The organism is Streptomyces sp. NPDC020884 (assembly GCF_044333935.1).
Classification (GTDB): Bacteria; Actinomycetota; Actinomycetes; order Streptomycetales; family Streptomycetaceae; genus Streptomyces.
Window position 1 is genome coordinate 60581 of record NZ_JBIRRY010000015.1, and the last position, 18734, is coordinate 79314.

Genomic DNA, 18734 nt, shown 5'->3' on the forward strand with positions numbered 1-18734 from the left:
CCGGCCCCCTTCGCGTACCGTCCTCCGCTTCACCGTCCGCTTCGTCGTCCGCTTCACCGTCTGTGACCGTGCCCACGGGAGGTCCCCTCGATGTCTGACGCCACGCTGAATACCGTCACGCAGGACCCGGGCGACTTCGCCGTCCAGATCGCGGACCAGATCAAGACGTTCATCGTCGCGGTCACCGAGGTGTCCAAGGTCGACGAGCCGGAAGAGGCCGTTCCGGTCCTGCTCCTCCAGGTCTCGCAGCTCCTGCTCGCGGGCGGCCGCCTCGGTGCGTACGAGGACGTCCTGCCCGACGAGCGCTACGAGCCGGACCTCGGCGCGGAGCCGGACGCGGACGGCCTGCGCGAGCGGTTCGCCGCGCTCCTGGAGCCGATCGACGTCTACTCCGAGGTCTTCGATCCGTACGAGCCCCGCAAGGCCCCGGTCCCGCACCGCATCTCCGACGACCTGGCCGACCTGGTCACCGACCTCGGCCACGGCCTCGCGCACTACGACGCCGAGCGCACCGCCGAGGCGCTCTGGTGGTGGCAGTTCTCGTACTTCTCCAACTGGGGCTCCACCGCCTCCGCCACCCTCCGCGCCCTGCAGTCCCTGGTCGCCCACATCCGCCTCGGCCAGCCCCTGGAGGAGCTGGACGGCCTGGACACCGACCAGGACCCGGGCGAGGACGACCTCGCCGAGGAGGCGGGCCGCGTGATGCTGGAGGAGATCGCCGCGCCGCTGGGCCTGCGCCCGGTGAAGTAGCCGGGACCCCTGCCCGGTCTCACCGGAACGCGTCGGCGTTCTCCTCGGCCCAGCGGCGGTAGGGACGGGCCGGTGAACCGGTGAGCTTGGCCACGGTGTCGTGCACGTGCAGCAGTGCGTCGTTGACGTCGCCGCCCATCAGGTCGAGGACGCTGTCCGCGACCTCGGCCCCCATCATCGCGGCCATCGGCCCGTACGCCTCCTCCCGCGCGATCCCGACGCAGGCCACCTCCCGGCCCAGCACCCGCCCCAGCTCACCCGCCTGCTGCCGCGGAGTGATCCGCTCCGGCCCGGTGAGCGGGTGGGTCAGCCCCCGGTGCCCCGGCCCGGTCAGCGCCGCGCGGGCCACCGAGGCGATGTCGGAGGGGTGGACGGCCGGCAGCCCGACGTCCGCGTACGGCACCCGCACCACGGACTCCTCGCGCACGGACGCGGCCCACCAGAGGGTGTTGGAGGCGAACTGCGTCGGCCGCAGGACGGTCCACGCCATCCCGCTCTCCCGCAACCGGCGCTCGACGGCGAGATTCGCCCGCGCCGGGCCGAGGTGCGGATGGGTCACGACGGTGATGGAGGAGACCAGCACCACGTGCTCCACCCCCGCGTCCCGGGCGGCGTCCAGAACTCCGGCGTCGTCGCCGACCCCCGAGACCAGGAACATCGAACGCACCCCGCCCAGAGCGGACTTCAGCGACCCGGCGCGTCCCAGATCGCCCTCCGCCACCTCGAACCCGTCGGGCACCACGGCCCCGGCGCGCACCGCGTCGCGGGTAAGCGCCCGGACGTCGGCCCCGAGGCCGTCCGCGTCCAGCTGCCGCAGCAGCTCCCTGCCGATGTTCCCGGTCGCACCGGTCACCAAAATCATCGCTGAGCGCTCCTCTGTCCGTCACGCTGCCCGTCGCGCTGCCCGGTCGCACTGCCCGGTCACAGTCTGTTCGATACGGGAACGCTAGAACCTCAACCGGCCTTGAGATCAAGCCGGTTGGGAGGGTCGCGGCCGCTCCCGCCGCCGACCGGGCGCCGGGCCGAGCGGCCCGTCCGCCCGAACACCGCCGATATTCCGGGGCGGTTGTCCCACCCGGTTGTTAATCTCCCCCAGCCCTTGATCTCCGATCTTCGAGGGCCGAACCGGGGAGGGGTACGCGCATGCGGGAACGTACGGGACATGGACGAGCGAGACGGGCGGCGGTAGCGGCGGTGATCGCCGCGGGGACGGTGCTGGCGACGCCGGGCACCGTGTTGGCGGCGGCCGGCGGGGGCCCGCCGAAGCAGCCGCAGACCGCCGATCTGACGACGGGGGGCGCGTCGTGCGTCACCGGTGAGGGGCGGCCGTACGTGGGGTCCGTTCCGCAGGTGACGGCGCGGCTGTACGGACCCGACGGCGGGCAGCCGGGTGAAGCGAACCGGGTCCGGGGCGAGTTCGAGGCGTGGTGGCAGGGCGAGGGCGGCGCCGAGGAGCGCGTGACCATGACCAGCGCCACGATGGCCGACACCGCCCCGTTCGGCTGGCAGCTGCCGAGCACCGTTCCGGACGGGACCGTCGTGTCCTGGCGGGTGCGCGCCGTCAACGACGACGGGGCGTCGGCCTGGAGCAGCGAAGGGCCGGGCGCGCCCTGCGAGTTCGTCCACGACCGCACCCTGCCCGACGCCCCGGTCGTCACCTCCTCCGACTATCCGGACGACGACACCTGGACGCCGGGCGCCGGGGTCAGGGGGACCTTCCGCTTCGCGGCGCGGGCCGAGGACGTCGTCGCCTACGTCTACTCCTTCATCGGCGGACCGCCGAAGACGGTCGAGGCCGGGCCCGACGGGTCGGCCGAGATCCGTTTCCTTCCGGAGAAGTCCGGCGTGCAGGTCCTCTCGGTGCAGGCGCAGGACCGCGCGGGCAACCGCGGCCCGCGCACCGACTACACCTTCCGGATCGGGGAGGGCCCCGCGCCGGTGGCGCAGTGGAAGCTCGCCGACGCGGCGGGCTCCCGGTCGGCCGCCGCCGAGACCGGCGTCGCCGCTCGGGCCGGTGCGGGGGTCACGTTCGGCGCGCCCGCGCCGTCCGGCACCCCCCTCACCTCCACCGCCTCGCTCGACGGATCGGGACACGGCTTCCTGACCCCGGGCGCCCCGGTCGTCGGCGACACCGCGAAGACCTTCGCCGTCGGCGGCTGGGTGCGTCCGGAGCGCGTGGACGGCACCCGTACGGTCCTCTCGCAGGACGCGGGCACGGCACGCGCCTTCACCCTGGGCCTGGCCCCCGCCGGGTCGGGCCCCGCCTGGTCGTTCTCCGTCGGCGGAGCGCGGGTCACGGGCGGGCTCCCCGAGACCGGCGGCTGGGCGTACGTGCTCGGCCAGTACGACGCGGAGACCGGCACGGCCCGGCTGTACGTGAACGGCCGCGCGGTCGGCGAGGAGACGGCCGCCGTCCCCGTGGCGGGCGAGGGCGACTTCCAGATCGGCCGGGCGCGCGGGGCGCAGGGCTACCGGGACCGCTGGCAGGGCGAGATCGGTGACGCACGGGCGTACGACCGGATCGTGGTGCCGGAGGAGCTGACGGCCCTCGCCACCCGTGCCGCGCGACGGGTCGGCCACTGGGCGCTCGACACTGCCCCGGACGGTCTCGCCCCGGAGACGGGCGGGGGCGCACCTCTGAAGCTGGGCGCCGGCGCGTCGGTCTTCCGCCTCGACGACCCCTGCGACATCTTCGACCCGGACTGCGTCCAGGACTGGCCGCTGGAGGGCGACGGGCATCTGCGCCTGGACGGTGTCTCGGGCCACGCGGCCACGGACGCGCCCGTCGTGGACACCGCCGGGAGCTACACGGTCAGCGCCCGCGTCCGGCTCACCGACGACGCCCCGGCGACGCCGATGACGGCGATCTCCCAGGGCGGTGAGCACGGCGACGCCTTCAAGGTGCGCTTCGACCCGGAGAACTCCAGCTGGGACCTGGTGCTGGCGCACGCCGACGAGCCGGGCGCGCCGGAGACGGTGCTCAGCCGGATCGAGTCGCCCGACGGCGACCTCGGGGCGGGCCACCGGGTCACCGTCGTCCACGACGCCTCGGCGAACCAGGTGTCCTTCTACCTCGACGGGGTGAAGTACGCGGAGGGCGGCACGGCCGGCTTCGACGCGGCCTGGAAGAGCACCGGCGGGCTCCAGCTCGGCCGGGGCCGCACCGCCGACGGCTGGGGCGAGCGGCTGAACGGCGTGGTGGACAGCGTGTACGCCTACGAGGGCGTGCTGTCGGAGACGGAGATCAGGCAGCTGCCGTAGCGGGACGTGTCCCGGCTCGCGCTTTCCTTACGGACGGTGTGGGCTGGGACACAAACGGGAGTGCTCCCGGGCTGGGTGGGCAACAGCCCGGTACGAGCAGTTCGGGGCGACACGCCGTTCCGGGTGATGAGCGGGACATCTCATCATCTGGTATGGACGGGTCGATTCCGGACTGCTCGTTAAACTGAGCCGACCGCAGTAATGACTGAGCGAGGAGCGCACGTGGGCCTTGTCGTGCAGAAGTACGGAGGCTCCTCCGTAGCCGATGCCGAGGGCATCAAGCGGGTCGCCAAGCGAGTCGTCGACGCCAAGAGGAACGGCAACCAGGTGGTTGTCGTGGTGTCCGCGATGGGCGACACGACGGACGAGTTGATAGACCTTGCCGAGCAGGTTTCACCGATCCCTGCCGGCCGTGAGTTCGACATGCTGCTGACCGCCGGTGAGCGGATCTCCATGGCCCTGCTGGCGATGGCGATCAAGAACCTGGGCCACGAGGCCCAGTCGTTCACGGGCAGCCAGGCCGGTGTCATCACCGACTCGGTCCACAACAAAGCGCGCATCATCGACGTCACACCGGGCCGCATCCGGACCTCGATCGACGAGGGCAACATCGCCATCGTCGCCGGGTTCCAGGGCGTGAGCCAGGAGGGCAAGAACATCACGACCCTCGGCCGCGGCGGGTCGGACACGACCGCCGTCGCGCTGGCCGCCGCGCTGAACGCCGAGGTCTGTGAGATCTACACCGACGTCGACGGCGTCTTCACCGCGGACCCCCGGGTCGTGAAGAAGGCGAAGAAGATCGACTGGATCTCCTTCGAGGACATGCTGGAGCTGGCCGCATCCGGCTCCAAGGTGCTGCTGCACCGCTGCGTGGAGTACGCACGCCGATACAACATCCCGATCCACGTCCGCTCGTCCTTCTCCGGACTGCGCGGCACCTGGGTCAGCAACGAGCCGCAAGGGGACCAGCAGGTGGAGCACGCGATCATCTCCGGAGTCGCCCATGACGTCTCGGAGGCCAAGGTCACCGTCGTCGGCGTCCCGGACAAGCCGGGCGAGGCGGCCGCGATCTTCCGCGCCATCGCCAACGCCGAGGTCAACATCGACATGGTGGTGCAGAACGTCTCCGCCGCGTCGACCGGCCTGACGGACATCTCCTTCACCCTGCCCAAGGCCGAGGGCCGCAAGGCCATCGACGCCCTGGAGCGGGCCAAGGGGACGATCGGCTTCGACTCGCTCCGCTACGACGACCAGATCGCGAAGATCTCCCTGGTCGGCGCCGGCATGAAGACGAACCCGGGCGTCACGGCCGGATTCTTCGAGGCGCTGTCCGACGCGGGTGTGAACATCGAACTGATCTCGACATCCGAGATCCGGATCTCGGTGGTCACCCGTGCCGACGACGTCATCGAGGCCGTGCGCGCCGTGCACACGGCCTTCGGTCTCGACAGCGACTCCGACGAGGCCGTCGTCTACGGAGGCACCGGCCGATGACCGAACACCGCCCTTCGCTCGCGGTCGTCGGTGCGACCGGGGCGATCGGCGGTGTCATGCTCCGGATCCTCTCGCAGCACGCGGACGTCTGGGGCGAGGTCAGACTCGTCGCCTCACCGCGCTCGGCCGGCCGCAAGCTGGTCGTGCGCGGTGAGGAGAGCGAGGTCCTCGCGCTCTCCGAGGACGTGTTCGACGGCATCGACGTGGCCCTCTTCCTGGTGCCGGACGAGGTGTCCGCCCGCTGGGCCCCGATCGCCGCGTCCAAGGGCGTCGTCGTCATCGACGACTCGGCGGCCTTCCGGCTCGACGACGACGTGCCGCTGGTCGTCCCGGAGATCAACCCCCATGCCGTGCGCCTCCGGCCGCGCGGCATCATCGCGTCCCCGAACTGCACCACGCTGTCGCTGATCGTCGCGGTCGGCGCGCTGCACGCCGAGTTCGGGCTGCGCGAGCTCATCGTCTCCTCCTACCAGGCGGTCAGCGGCGCGGGCCGGGACGGCGTCGCCGCCCTGCGCGAGCAGCTGTCGCTGGTGGCCGGCACGGAGCTGGGCACCCAGCCCGGGGATGTGCGCCGGGCCCTGGGGGACAGCGCGGCGGCGGGGAGCCCGTTCGCCGCACCCGTCGCCCTGAACGTCGTGCCGTGGGCCGGTACGGACGCCGGGGACGGCTGGTCGTCCGAGGAGATCGCCCTCCGCGAGGAATGCCGCAAGGTGCTGGGCCTGCCGGGTCTGAAGACCACCGCGACCTGTGTGTACGTTCCCGTCATCGCCACGCACTCGATGTCCGTCCACGCGCGCTTCGAGAACGAGGTCGCCGTCGACAAGGCGCACGAGATCCTGGCGACCGCTCCCGGCGTGGTGCTCTTCGACAGCCCGGCGTCCGGGGACTTCCCCACGCCGTCCGATGTGGTGGGCACCGATCCCACCTGGGTGGGCCGCGTCCGGCGGTCGATGGACGATCCGCATGCCCTGGAAATGTTTCTTTGCGGCGATAATCTCCGAAAAGGTGCGGCTTTGAACGTGGCGCAGATCGCCGAATCGGTCGCTGCCGAATTTCCCCGGGGCTGATCGAACCTGTTTTGTAGGATCTGTGAACGCGCTATGAGTAATTTGCTGGTCTGAACCTCTTGAGCTGGGGCGTTGTCGTATCCGACGATGATCTCCCGGCCTTCTGCAACCGCACGTCGGCCGGGCTGCGTCTATGCGGTCACTTCTGTGTGGCCAGACGCGATTACGGGGCATTTGGGGAAGAGCAGGTACGTATGAGGGCATGTCGCACAGTGCCGAACGTGGCGCCGTACGCGTACAACCCTGACGGGGGGCAGCGTGTCCAACAGGCGTGGCAGAGGTTCTCGACATCACAGTGGTGGGCCCGTTGCGAGGCGCGTCAGTGCGTCCGCTCCGGCGGCCCCGCGCGCCCGGCGGTATGCCGGTGATCGCGCCCATGCCCGCTGCGCGCCCGGCCCAGCTGCCCTCGCAGCGCGGGGGTGCTGACGAGACGGTGGCAGCTGGAACCACGGTCGACCATCTCACCGAGACCTATCGCGCCCACTACCGCTCCCTGCTCGGCCTCGCGGCCCTGCTGCTGGACGACACGGCGTCCTGCGAGGACGTGGTGCAGGAGGCGTTCATCCGCGTGCACTCCGCGCGCAGCCGGGTCCGCGAACCGGAGAAGACCCTGGCGTATCTCCGCCAGACCGTGGTCAACCTCTCGCGCTCCGCACTGCGCCGCCGCATCCTCGGGCTGAAGCTGCTCTCCAAGCCGATGCCGGACATGGCGAGCGCGGAGGAGGGCGCCTACGACCAGCTGGAGCGGGACGCGCTGATCAAGGCGATGAAGGGGCTGCAGCGACGCCAGCGCGAGGTGCTGGTCCTGCGGTACTTCGCGGACATGACGGAGGCCCAGGTCGCCGAGACGCTGGGCGTCTCGCTGGGGTCGGTCAAGGCGTACGGTTCCCGGGGTATCGCGGCGCTGCGCGTCGTGATGGAGGCCCAGGCATGAGCGGGCCCGGACAGCACGACGAGCGCAGGCACGAGAATGACCCGACGGGAAACGGAATTGTGAGCCACGGGCCGGAGAAGACTCCGCACACCGATCGGGACCGCCCGCACGACGCGAGCGCGGAGCCCGAACCGGGCGACAACCCGGAACCCGCGCCGACCGCGCGGCTGGACGACGGGGCCGACGCGGACGCCGGGGTGAGCACGCCTGCGGGCGCGGCTCCCGGAGCGTCCGACGACGACATCGCCGGCACGCTGACCGACCTCTTCGCCGGTGGCCGCGCCGCACCCGCCTCCGACGAGCTGGACGAGGTGGCCCTGCGCCGCATGCTGCACGGCGCGGTGCGGGATCTCGCCCCCTCCGAGGCGACCCTGGACCATCTCCACCGTGCCGTCCCCGCCCGCCGGGCCAAGCGGCGGCAAGCCGTCGTCGGGGCGGCCGCCGCGGCCCTGCTGATCGGTACGGCCGTCCCCGCCTTCGTCCACGTCGCGACCTCGGACGGCTCGTCCACCGCCCGCCCCGCCATCGCCGGACACGGCGAGCAGGCCCACGGCGGCAACGGGGACGAGACGGGCCCCCAGGAGCCCGGCCGCCGGACCGTGGAGCCCACCGAGCGCGAGAGCGAGGGCGGCGCCGGCGAGGCCGACCCGGATCCCAGCCCCTCCGAAGGCTCGGGCAGCGACCCCGACGGGGCGGTGCCGGGCGCGAAGCCCGACTCCCCGAGCGTGGATCTCGCGGCCCTGCCGGTCTGCGACCCGAGCCAGCTCGGTGTGGCGTCCGAGGGCGCCGGAGCACCGGGGGCCGACGGCACGGTCTACGGCAGCTTCAAGATCGCCAACGTGTCCGGCACGGACTGCACGGTCAGCAGCAACGGCACGGTGGGCTTCACCGCCCTCGGCGCGGCCGACCCGCTCCGGATCGGCGTCGTCCAGCACGCCGCGGGCGACGCGGCCCCCGGTCTGCCCGACCCCTCGCAGGAGCCGGGCACGGTGCTGTTGAAGCCGTCCATGGCGTACGAGGTGCGGTTCGCCTGGGTGCCCACCGACACCTGCCCGACCGTGGGCCCCTCACCGACGCCGACCCCGTCGGCGGAGGCCGCGGGAGGATCGGTCGGCGAGGGCACCGGCGATTCCGGCGTCGCCGCGCAGTCGCTGCGCGAGGACGGCGGGGGCACCGTGGAGGGCAGCGTCACCGTGACGCACACCCCGGAGACGGGAGCGCCCACCGCGGAGACGAAGATCCCCAACGCCTGCTCGGGCACGATCTACCGCACGGGCGTGCTGGCCACGTCGTAGTCCGGCGAGGACGGGTCCTCCGGGACCGCGGCAGGGCCCCCGGGCCCGTCAGCCCGCTCCGGACCCTCAGGCCCGTCGGAGCCTTCAGGACCGCCAGGTCCCTCAGGCCCGTCAGGTCCCTCAGGCCCGTCAGGTCCCTCGGGCCCGCCAGCTCCCTCAGGCCCCTCGGGCACGAGGCCGAGCGCTATGTCGCGCACGGCCTCGGCCTCGCGGCGCACCAGCCGGAACCACATGAAGAGCACGAAGCCGGCGAAGACGAACCACTCGCCGGTGTACCCCAGGTTCTGGAACGCCTTCAGATCGAGGCCGCTGCCCTGCGGGGCCGCCGCGGGCACGGGCTTCATCGCACCGCCCGTACCGCCCGCCTCGACCTCGGGAAGCGTCACCCAGGCGTCGTACACGTCGTACGGGACGAGGTTCACCAGGGTCGCGGCGCTGATCATGCCGACCTGGCCCTCGGGCAGCCCGCCCCGGACGTCGACGCCGTCGCTGTTGGTGTTCTCGGAGGCCTGGAGGTCGCCGGTCACCGAGACCGCGCCCCGGGGCGCGGCGGGCACTCGGGCGTCGCCGGGGGAACCGGGCAGCCAGCCCCGCACCACCGGCAGGGCCTTGCCGCCGTCCGTGCGCAGCATGTTCAGGACGTAGAAGCCCTGTCGGTCGTCCAGCTCACGGCCGGGCACCAGGAACTGGTCGGCGTACGTCCCGGTGGCGACGGCCGGGCGACCGGACGTCACCTTGTCGACGGGCAGCAGCTCGGCCAGCGGCTTCGCGGCCCGGGTGCCGGGATCGGGCTGCTTCTCCGCCTGCTCGTGCGACTGCACACGGTCCTCGAAGCGGCCGAGCTGCCAGGTGCCCATGAACACGCAGAACGGAATGGCCAGCACGACGAAGAGGTTGATCCCCCACCATCGCGGGGTCAGCAGGAACCGGTACACCCCTCAAAGGTACGGTTCCCCGCTCCGGCCGCCCGGAGCGGGGTCCGCCATTTATCCGGCCTTTACGCCCGTGTCCGGCCCGCGTTCACCCTCCGGGCCGGGTGCGCCGCCGCCTCCCAGGTGCTTCAGGGCGAACTCCAGCTCCAGCCGCACCTGCTTGATCCGCTCCTCCACCACGAGCGAGCCGTGCCCGGCGTCGTACCGATACACCTCGTGGACCGCGCCGCGGGCCGCCAGGCGGTCCACGTAGTTCTCCACCTGACGGATGGGGCAGCGTGGATCGTTGACGCCCGCCGAGATGTAGAGGGGGGCGCGCACCGCGTCGACGTACGTCAGCGGGGACGAGGCCTCGAAGCGCTCGGGGACCTCCTCCGGCGTGCCGCCCAGCAGCGTGCGGTCCATCGACTTCAGGGCCTCCATCTCGTCGTGGTACGCCGTGACGTAGTCCGCGACCGGCACCGCGGCCAGGCCCAGCGCCCAGGAGTCGGGCTGGGTGCCGAGCCCGAGCAGGGTCAGATAGCCGCCCCACGACCCGCCGGCCAGGATCAGGCGCTCCGGGTCCGCGAGCCCGGACTCGACCGACCAGTCCCGCACGGCCGCGATGTCCTCCAGCTCGATCAGGCCGACCCGGTGCTTCAGTGCGTCCGTCCAGGCGCGGCCGTACCCGGTGGAGCCCCGGTAGTTGACCCGGATGACCGCGAAGCCGTGGTCGACCCAGGCGGCGGGCCCGGAGGCGAAGGCGTCGCTGTCGTGCCAGGTGGGCCCGCCGTGGATCTCGAAGATCGTGGGGAAGGGGCCCTCACCGGTGGAGGGCCGCTGCACGAGGGCGTGGATCCGGCCGCCCGGCCCCTCCACCCACGCGTCCTCGACGGGCACCGACGGCGGGGCCTTCGCTCCCGGCGGGTCCAGCACCACCGCCCCGCTCGTCGACCGCACCACGAGCGGGTGCGCGGCCGAGGACCACAGATACTCCACCGTGCCGTCCGGGCGGGCGGTGGCTCTCGACACCGTGCCGGCGGGGGTCTCCACGCGCACGGGCTCCGCCGCCCCCGGCTCGTACCGCCACAGCTCGCTGCGGGCCTCGAAGCTGTGCTGGATGAGCAGCGCGGAGCCGTCCGGATACCACTCGGCCCCGACGTCGCCCGGCAGGTCGACCGGGAGCGCGGTCTCGGTGCCCGCGACCGGGTCCCAGATCATCGGCTCCCAGCGGCCCCGGCGCTGATGCCCGACGAGCAGCCGGCTGTCACCGGCCGACGGGGCGAAGCCCAGCACGGTGAGCCCCAGCTCCTTCGTGCCGCCCTCGGTGTCGTCCAGCTCGGCCACCGTGGAGCCGTCCGGGCGCACCACCCGCAGCGCGGAGTGCATCGCGTCGCCGTGCTCCGTGTGCTCCAGCGCGATCAGGGTCCCGTCGTCGGAGAGGTCCCCGACCTCCGCGGACTCCCGGTGCCGGTAGATCTCCACGGGCTCGCCGCCCGGCTTGCGCACCAGGTGGACCGTCGTGCCGTCCTCGTCGGTCGAGCGGCCGACGACCGCCGAACCGTCGCGTCCGATGGCCAGGCCCGCCGGGTAGGAGGGCGCGAGGCCCGGGGCGGCCGGCTCGTCCTCCCCACCGCCGAACGGCTGGCGCATCCACACCCCGAACTCGTCGCCGTCGGTGTCGCTGAACCACCAGATGGCTTCGCCGTCCGGCGTCAGCACGCCGTCCGTCGTCCCGTTCGGCCGGTCGGTGACCTGGCGCTGCTTGCCGCTCGCCCGGTCCCAGGCGTACAGCTCGAAGGTCCCGGTGGCGTTGGAGACGAACAGAGAGCGGTCAGGCGCGTCCTCGGCCCAGTCGGGCAGGGACACCCGGGGCGCGCGGAACCGCTGCTCCCACTCCGGCGTGGTCGAGGCGTTCTGTGATTCGCTCATGCCCTCCATCCAACCCGATCGGCCGCTTCGCCGGGGAACCTGTGGACAACCGGTCCACCGACCCCGCCGACAACCCCGCCGACCCTCCCGGATCTGTGGATAACCACTCGCGCCCGTCCCGGCCTGTGGGTAGCTTGCCGGTCATGTACTCCCCGGTTCCGGACGACTGGCACGACGCCAACCGCGCGCGCTGGGACGAGCGCGTGCCGATCCACGTGGCGAGCGAGTTCTACGAACTGGAAGCGTTCCGGGCGGGCAAGGACGCGCTGCGCGCCTTCGAGCTGGCGGAGGTCGGCGACGTCACCGGGAAGACCCTGCTGCACCTCCAGTGCCACATCGGCCTGGACACCCTGTCCTGGGCGCGGCACGGCGCGGCGCAGGTCGTGGGCCTCGACTTCTCCGAGCCCGCCGTCGAGACCGCCCGGGGCCTGGCCGGGTCGCTGGGCCTGGGCCCGGACCGGGCGGCGTTCGTCGCGGCCGACGTGTACGACGCACCGGCCGCCGTCCCCGACTCCGCGTACGACATCGTCTACACGGGCGTCGGCGCGCTGAACTGGCTCCCCGACATCGACCGCTGGGCCGAGACCGCCGCCTCGCTGGTCGCCCCCGGCGGGTTCCTCTATCTCGCGGAGTTCCATCCGCTGACCGACTCGATGGACGCCGGGACCGGTTCGGTGATCACCGACGACTACTTCAGCCGTGAGGCCTGGGTGGACGAGACGCCGGGCACGTACGCCGACTTCGACGCGCCGACGGTGCACAACCGCAGCGTCGAGTGGCAGCACCCGCTGGGCCGGGTGGTCACGGCGCTCGCCGCGGCCGGACTGCGGATCGAGTTCCTCCACGAGCACGATTCCTCGCTCTTCCAGCGGTTCGGCGCGCTGGAGCGTCACGCGGACGGTCACTACCGCTTCCCGGCGGACCGGCCGCGGATCCCGCTGATGTACTCGATCAAGGCGTCGCGCCCCGTGGAGCATCAGGGATAACCGCAGGTCGCCGCCGCCCCGCGGGGCTTCTCCGGCCGATTGTCAGTGATGGGGGCCACACTCGATTCCATGACCGAGACGACAGACGGAACGGCGGGCGGAGCCACGCCCGGGACGGCTCCCGGCACCACGCCAGGGACGGCTTCCGGCACCACGCCCGGGGCGACGACGGCCGCGCTGCGCGGGGCGGTGGAGGCGTATTGGACGGCGGCCGAGGCGCGCGACTGGAGCGCGTTCGGGGCGACCCTCGCCGAAGCCGTGGTGTACGACCTGCCGCAGACGCGCGAGCGGATCCGCGGCAAGGAGCGGTATCTCCGGTTCAACCAGGAGTACCCGGGCGACTGGCACGTCCGGGTCGAGCGGATCGTCGCCGACGCGGAGGGCCGGCAGGCCGCCGCCCGGACCGGGTTCACCGTGGCGGGGGAGCGGCCGGGGGAGCAGCCGCAGGAGATGGACGCCATCCACTTCTTCACGTTCGACGAGCAGGGGCTGATCACCGGGGTGACGGACTTCTGGCCCGAGTCGTACGAGCCTCCGGCCGGCCGTGAGCACCTGGTCGAGCGCTACTGAGAACGGCGGCCCACCGGTCGCCCGGTGAACCGCCGTTCGCGCCGCCTACACCGCCGAGCGGAAGGCGGGCAGGTAGCCGCCCGACTGCCCCGCGGCCTTGGGGTGGTACGAGTTGTAGATCGGGATCGAGACGCTGTGGAGCCAGGCGTCGCCGGAGCACAGCTCGTGTCCGGTGAACTCGTCCACCACGCTGGAGAAGGTGAACCCGGCGTCCGCGGCCCGCTTGGCGATGACGTCGTTCAGCACGTCCGACGCGTTGTTGATCGCGGCCCGTTCGGCCTCGGTGAGCCCGGCGATGCAGCTGCCGGACAGCTGGTAGAAGCGGGGATATCCGAGGACCACGACCTGGGCCTGCGGGGCGCGGGCCCGGATGTTGTCGTAGAGCGAGTCGAGGCTTCCGGGCAGGGTGCTGTTCACCTGCGCGATGGCGGCGTTCACGCTGTTGATGCAGGTGGCCTCGCTCGACAGCACGCAGTCCTGCATGACGTCGGCGAACCCGACGTCATTGCCTCCGGCGGTGACGCTGACCAGCGAGGTGGACGCGTTGAGCACACCGAGCTGACTGCTCACCACGGACGAGGTGGTCGCTCCCGAGCAGGCGACGAAGTCGAACGAGGCGGGGGAGTTCGCGGCCTGCCACAGGTACGGGTAGGCGTTGGTGCTGCGGCGGCAGTCGCCGCTGTCGGAGATGTAGCTTCCGGCACCGACGCCCGAGGAGTAGGAATCGCCGAGCGCGGCATAGCCTCCCGCGGCGGCGGAGTCGGCCGCGGAAGCCGGCCCGGCGACGCCGAGAGCGGCCACGGCGGCGATCGCGAGAGTGGAGAGGGATGCCCAAATCCTACGTACTGACATGGCTGCCAGCCCTTCGAAGCGTGGGGGGATGGGGGGACGAGCTGTGGGGCAGTGGGGGATTGGGGTAGCGATGCAGTTTCTAGCAGCTCGTGGTACCCGCCGGTAATGCCCGCGCAAGAAGTCGTCTGATATGCCCGAATGATCGTTCGGGGGGCGATGCTCCGCGCGTAGATAAACCCTCAACTGCGTGTAGGTAAAGGCAAGTTCGAGGTGCCACCGGGCGTCTTGCCGCGGTCGGCGATGCCCGGTGGCGGGCCTCGCCGACCGGTGACGCACGACGCCCGAGGGCCTTGTTCAGCCTCCGGCGGCCTGGTCGCTCGGCATTCGGCTGCTGCGTTCGGCATCCGGGCGGTCCGGTGAGTTCATCCGGACGGCCCAACTCCCGGCGCGCGGGGAAGGGGTGGTCACCCCGGCCGGCCCCCGGCGTGCGCCGGGAGGTGGGCGGCTCCGACCCACACGCGCGTGATGGCGCTGACGTAGCGGGCTCCGCAGCGGTCCCGCGGCACCACCAACTGGCTGCCGTCCGGCTCCAGCGGCCGGTCGTCCATCCGGGTGGCGAGCAGGACGGGTGCGTCGCCGAAGTCCGCGTCGATCTCCGCCCAGGACAGCACCGCGTGGTGCCCGTCCCCGCCGGTGACGGCCAGCAGGAAACGCGAACGGTCCTTGCGCCGGCGGGCGTCGAAGGCGGGGCCCGCGTCCGAGACGACCTCCCGCAGCAAGGGCCCCTCGAACGTGTGGTGTTGCGGGCCCTCCGTCGCGCAGTCGAAGGTCACCTCGGCGCGGTGCTGCTCCCAGCCCCCGCGCAGATCGCTGACCGTGAGCGTCACGGGCCGGTGCAACTCGCCGACCAGGGCGAACGCCCGTACCGCCGCGTCCCGTGTTCCGAGCCGGTCCACCGGCATGGGCTTCCCCCTGGCTGTCTCGGCGAGCGATCCACGCCCTACGTGATGCCCGCGGACGGTGGCCGGAAATCTCCGGGCACCTCAAAAGCCAGGGAAAATCACTATATCCATGGCAAACAACAACAAGAGGCAGGCCATCTCATCGCAACTGTGACTTCCGTGAGGCCTCGTCAAGTGCCAGCCACACCCGGTCGCGGGTGACCGGCAACTCCGTGAACCGGATGCCCGTCGCGTCGCGCAGCGCGTTGGCGAAGGCCGGGGCGACCGGGTTGAAGGGGCTCTCGCTCATCGACTTCGCCCCCAGCGGCCCGATCGCGTCCGAGGTCTCCATGAAGTGCACCTCGGTGCGCGGCACATCGGCGTACTGCGGCAGCCGGTAGCGGCGGAACGCGGCCGTGGTGACCGCGCCGTGCTCGTCCAGCCGTACGTTCTCGAAGAGCGTCGCGCCGAGCGCCTGCGCCACCCCGCCCTCGACCTGTCCCCGGCACTGCATCGGGTTCATCACCTTGCCCGCGTCGGCGGCGTGCACGCTGCGCAGGATGCGGATCTCGCCGGTGCCCGGGTCCACCGCGAGCCGGAACCACTGGGCGTTGAAGGCCACCGAGCGCGGCGAACCGCCCCAGTGCCCGTCGGCCGAGAGCTCCCGGCCCGCCGCGCGGGCGGCCTGGAACAGCTCCTTCAGGCTGATCGCGTGCCCGGCGCACTCCACCGCGTCCACCGTCAGCCGGCAGTCGCCCGGAGCCGCCCCCAGGTGGTCCGCCGCGAAGTCCAGCAGCTGGACCGCCAGCGCGTCGGCGGCCTTCATCACGGCCTTGCCCGCCACCACCGTCCCGGCCGAGCCGAACGCGCCCGTGTCGTGCCGGACGACATCGGTGTCCGACTGCCGGATCACGATCCGGTCGACCGTGGTGGACAGCGCCCCGGCGGTGATCTGCTGGTGGACGGTCGTGGTGCCGTTGCCGAACTCGGCGGTCCCGACGGCGATGTCGTACGTACCGTCCTGGAGGAGCTTGACGGTGGCGTCCGCGAAATGGCCGCCGGGCGGACCGGTGGCGATCATCGACATCCCGGTGCCCTGACCGACGAGCCACCCCTCCGGCACGTCGTCCCCGGCGTCCCCGCCCTTGCCGTCGCCCCCGTCCCCGTACTTCCCGATCGCGTCCCGGACGACCTGGAGGCACTGGTCGAGCCCGTAGCTGGCGATCTCCAGGTCCTCCTCCTCGCCACCGGGGCTGAGCATGGGCTCGCCGGGCCCGATGATGTTGCGCTCCCGGAAGACCAGCGGGTCGACGCCGGTGCGCCGGGCCAGTTCGTCCATTACGGATTCGACGGCGAAGACGACCTGCCCGAGCCCGTAGCCCCGGAAGGCGCCCGCCGGAACGGAGTTGGTGTACACGGAGAAGGCGTCGACCTTCTTGTGCGGGGCGCGGTAGACGGCCATCGACTCGCCGACGCTGTGGAACATCACCGCCGGACCGTGATTGCCGTACGCCCCGGTGTTCGCGACCACGCGCAGTTGCAGCGCGGTCAGCGTGCCGTCCGCCCGTGCCCCCGCCCGTACCCGGACGATGAACGGATGGCGGGTGGTCGCCCCGTAGAACTGCTCGGGGCGGGTGTACTCCAGCTTCACCGGCCGCCGCAGCCGCATCACGGCGAGCGCCACGATGTCCTCGACGATCATCTCCTGCTTGCCGCCGAAGCCGCCGCCGACCCGGCCCGCCAACACCCGTACCTGCTTCAGCTCCAGGTCGAACAGCGCGCACAGCGCCCGCCGGGTGAGGAAGGGGGTCTGGGTGCTGGAGCGCACGGTCAGCCGCTCCTGCCCGTCCTCGCCCTCCTCGTACCAGGCCACCGCGCCGTGCGTCTCCAGGCTGGCGTGCTGCACGCGCTGGGTGCGGAAGGTCTCCTCGTACACGACGTCCGCCTCGGCGAAGCCGTCCTCGACCGAGCCGATCTCCCCGTGCACCTCGCCGACCACGTTGTCCTCGGGGCGGGCGATGCGCGACTCGGGGCCCTTGTCGTGGACGACCGGAGCGCCGGGCGCCATCGCCTCCTCCGGGTCGGTGACATGGGGGAGGCGCTCGTACGTCACCTCGATGCGGCGGCAGCCCTCCTCGGCCGCGCCCTCGCTGTCCGCCACGACGGCGGCGACGCGCTGGCCGACGTAGCGGACGGTGTCGTCCAGCAGCCGGGTGTCGTCCGGGTCCTCGGTGGGGTGCTCGTGCCGGGCGGTGGAGTAGAGGCGCTCGGGGGCGTCGTGATGGGTGAGGACCAGGTGCACGCCGGGGACGCGCAGGGCGGCGGCGGTGTCGAGGGCGACGATGCGGGCGTGCGGGTGCGGGGAGCGCAGGAGTTTCATGTGGAGCAGGCCGGGAACGTCGACGTCGAAGGTGTAGCGCGCGGTGCCGGTGACCACCAGTGGCCCGGCGGGCGCCCCCGGATTCCGGCCGACGGCCTGTCCCGCCCCGGGCTCCTCGGTGTGCCGTACGCCGCGCACCGCGTCCTCGATGGCCCGATAGCCGGTGCAGCGGCAGATGTTCCCCTTGAACGCCCGGGGCAGATCGTCGAGCTGCTCCTCGTCGAGGGCGGCCGTCGTCATCAGGTAGCCGGCGGTGCAGAACCCGCACTGGAACCCCTGGGCGTCGAGGAACTTCCGCTGTACGGGATGGAGTTCGCCGTCCGGGTCCGCGAGCCCCTCCACGGTGTTGACGGCCCGGCCGTCGGCGCGCACGGCGGGATAGACGCAGCTGTGCACCGGCTCGCCGTCGACGTGCACGGTGCACGCGCCGCAGTCCCCGGCATCGCAGCCCTTCTTGACGCCGAACCAGCTGCGCTCGCGCAGATAGGTGCGCAGACACTGACCGGCCCGGGGCTCGTCCTCGAAGGGCTGCCCGTTGACCTGGATCGCGTAACTCACAGGGCCCCTCCCGAGGCGGAATCCGATGCTCGTACGGTCGTCAGCTCGCGGCGGATCTCCTCGGCGAAGCGGAGGGCCATGTGCCGCCGCCACGCGGGCAGTCCGTGGATGTCGTCGAACCAGTCGTCCGCCCCGACCGCCGCGTCGATCACGTCGAGCAGCCCCTCCCGGTCCGGCGGCAGCGGGAACCAGAAGCGGAACGGCCGGACCGTCGCCGCGCTCACCGTCACGGCGAGCGAACCGTCCACCGGATCCAGGACCCCGACGACGAGGGCCCCCGAGCGCCCGAGCCCGTACAGGGACGCCTGGCGGAAGGCGGTACGGGAGGCCAGGGCGCGGGCGGGCAGGGTGACCGAGCGCAGCAGTTCGCCCTCGGCCAGGTCCTTGCGCCCCGCCCCGCGAACGAAGTCCGCGGTCTTCACCCGGCGCAGCGAACCGTCCTGGGCCCGCAGCAGGCACTCCCCGTCCAGCGCGGCGGTCAGCGAGATCATCGGACCGGCGGGCAGCGCGTTGCAGAGGTTGCCGCCGACGGTCGCCATGTTCCAGATCTTGAACGAGGCGAGGAAGGCACGGCAGCACTGCTCGACGAGGGGAGCCGCCGGCGCACTCCAGGTCTTCCCGAACCGCGAGAGCTGCGCGATCGTGCAGGTCGCCGCGATCTCCAGGGAGCCGTCGGGCAGCTCCCGCACCGGCTCCCAGCCCATCCGCCCCAGGTCGACCAGGCGGCGCAGCCGCGGCTGCGGCTCGGAGAACAGATAAGTGCCCCCGCCCAGCCAGGCATCGCCCGGCCGCCAGGGAGCAGGGCTGCGGGCGTCCCGTACGTCGAGCACGGTGTTGAGGTCCATGCCGCCAGTGAAGCCCTG

At 72.2% G+C, this 18734-nt stretch carries 15 protein-coding genes; 8 read left to right on the plus strand and 7 right to left on the minus strand.

The genetic code is table 11. From position 1 onward, the window contains the following. Positions 1-90: 90 nt before the first annotated feature. Positions 91-750 carry a DUF5063 domain-containing protein gene (locus ACH4UK_RS35380; RefSeq protein ID WP_398363124.1) on the plus strand — a complete coding sequence of 220 codons (660 nt, stop codon included), beginning with the start codon at positions 91-93 and terminating at the stop codon, positions 748-750. A gap of 19 nt (positions 751-769) precedes the next feature. Here ACH4UK_RS35380 and ACH4UK_RS35385 read toward each other — a convergent pair whose 3' ends face one another. Continuing rightward, positions 770-1612 (minus strand): NAD(P)H-binding protein, encoded by an 843-nt coding sequence (locus ACH4UK_RS35385; protein ID WP_398363126.1) that lies wholly within the window; start codon positions 1610-1612, stop codon positions 770-772. A gap of 281 nt (positions 1613-1893) precedes the next feature. Between ACH4UK_RS35385 and ACH4UK_RS35390 the strand changes: the two genes are divergently transcribed. The 5 genes from ACH4UK_RS35390 to ACH4UK_RS35410 all read left to right on the plus strand — a co-directional run bounded on the left by ACH4UK_RS35390 (position 1894) and on the right by ACH4UK_RS35410 (position 8801). Beyond that, positions 1894-4011 (plus strand): LamG-like jellyroll fold domain-containing protein, encoded by a 2118-nt coding sequence (locus ACH4UK_RS35390; RefSeq protein WP_398363128.1) that lies wholly within the window; start codon positions 1894-1896, stop codon positions 4009-4011. A 222-nt stretch (positions 4012-4233) separates the two neighbouring features. Further along, the gene (locus ACH4UK_RS35395; RefSeq protein WP_398363130.1) at positions 4234-5505 is read left to right on the plus strand and encodes an aspartate kinase; all 1272 of its coding nucleotides are present in this window, start codon (positions 4234-4236) and stop codon (positions 5503-5505) included. Beyond that, positions 5502-6572 carry an aspartate-semialdehyde dehydrogenase gene (locus ACH4UK_RS35400; protein WP_398363132.1) on the plus strand — a complete coding sequence of 357 codons (1071 nt, stop codon included), beginning with the start codon at positions 5502-5504 and terminating at the stop codon, positions 6570-6572. The genes ACH4UK_RS35395 and ACH4UK_RS35400 overlap by 4 nt, the downstream gene beginning before the upstream one ends. A 271-nt stretch (positions 6573-6843) precedes the next feature. Beyond that, positions 6844-7506: a SigE family RNA polymerase sigma factor gene (locus tag ACH4UK_RS35405; protein ID WP_398363134.1), complete on the plus strand. Its 663-nt coding sequence runs from the start codon at positions 6844-6846 to the stop codon at positions 7504-7506. Next, a complete protein-coding gene (locus ACH4UK_RS35410; RefSeq protein ID WP_398363135.1) occupies positions 7503-8801 on the plus strand; it encodes a hypothetical protein in 1299 nt (432 codons plus the stop codon). Before ACH4UK_RS35405 ends, ACH4UK_RS35410 begins: the two co-directional genes overlap by 4 nt. Here ACH4UK_RS35410 and ACH4UK_RS35415 read toward each other — a convergent pair. Both ACH4UK_RS35415 and ACH4UK_RS35420 read right to left on the minus strand, forming a co-directional pair. Continuing rightward, positions 8771-9736 carry an SURF1 family protein gene (locus ACH4UK_RS35415; protein WP_398363137.1) on the minus strand — a complete coding sequence of 322 codons (966 nt, stop codon included), beginning with the start codon at positions 9734-9736 and terminating at the stop codon, positions 8771-8773. The genes ACH4UK_RS35410 and ACH4UK_RS35415 overlap by 31 nt on opposite strands. A gap of 51 nt (positions 9737-9787) precedes the next feature. Further along, positions 9788-11653, minus strand: coding sequence for a prolyl oligopeptidase family serine peptidase (locus ACH4UK_RS35420; protein ID WP_398363139.1), 1866 nt, complete (start codon positions 11651-11653; stop codon positions 9788-9790). 134 nt (positions 11654-11787) lie between these two features. Between ACH4UK_RS35420 and ACH4UK_RS35425 the strand changes: the two genes are divergently transcribed. After that, a complete protein-coding gene (locus tag ACH4UK_RS35425) occupies positions 11788-12630 on the plus strand; it encodes a class I SAM-dependent methyltransferase (RefSeq protein WP_398363141.1) in 843 nt (280 codons plus the stop codon). 189 nt (positions 12631-12819) lie between these two features. Beyond that, positions 12820-13200 (plus strand): nuclear transport factor 2 family protein, encoded by a 381-nt coding sequence (locus ACH4UK_RS35430; RefSeq protein ID WP_398363265.1) that lies wholly within the window; start codon positions 12820-12822, stop codon positions 13198-13200. A 45-nt stretch (positions 13201-13245) separates the two neighbouring features. Here the strand turns inward: ACH4UK_RS35430 and ACH4UK_RS35435 are convergent, their stop codons facing one another. The 4 genes from ACH4UK_RS35435 to ACH4UK_RS35450 form a co-directional block, all read right to left on the minus strand. Beyond that, positions 13246-14052, minus strand: coding sequence for an SGNH/GDSL hydrolase family protein (locus ACH4UK_RS35435; protein ID WP_398363143.1), 807 nt, complete (start codon positions 14050-14052; stop codon positions 13246-13248). A 404-nt stretch (positions 14053-14456) separates the two neighbouring features. Next, a complete protein-coding gene (locus tag ACH4UK_RS35440; RefSeq protein ID WP_398363144.1) occupies positions 14457-14954 on the minus strand; it encodes a molybdopterin-dependent oxidoreductase in 498 nt (165 codons plus the stop codon). A gap of 139 nt (positions 14955-15093) precedes the next feature. After that, positions 15094-17871 (minus strand): molybdopterin-dependent oxidoreductase, encoded by a 2778-nt coding sequence (locus tag ACH4UK_RS35445; RefSeq protein WP_398363146.1) that lies wholly within the window; start codon positions 17869-17871, stop codon positions 15094-15096. Continuing rightward, a complete protein-coding gene (locus ACH4UK_RS35450; RefSeq protein WP_398363148.1) occupies positions 17868-18716 on the minus strand; it encodes an FAD binding domain-containing protein in 849 nt (282 codons plus the stop codon). Before ACH4UK_RS35450 ends, ACH4UK_RS35445 begins: the two co-directional genes overlap by 4 nt. Positions 18717-18734: the final 18 nt, after the last annotated feature.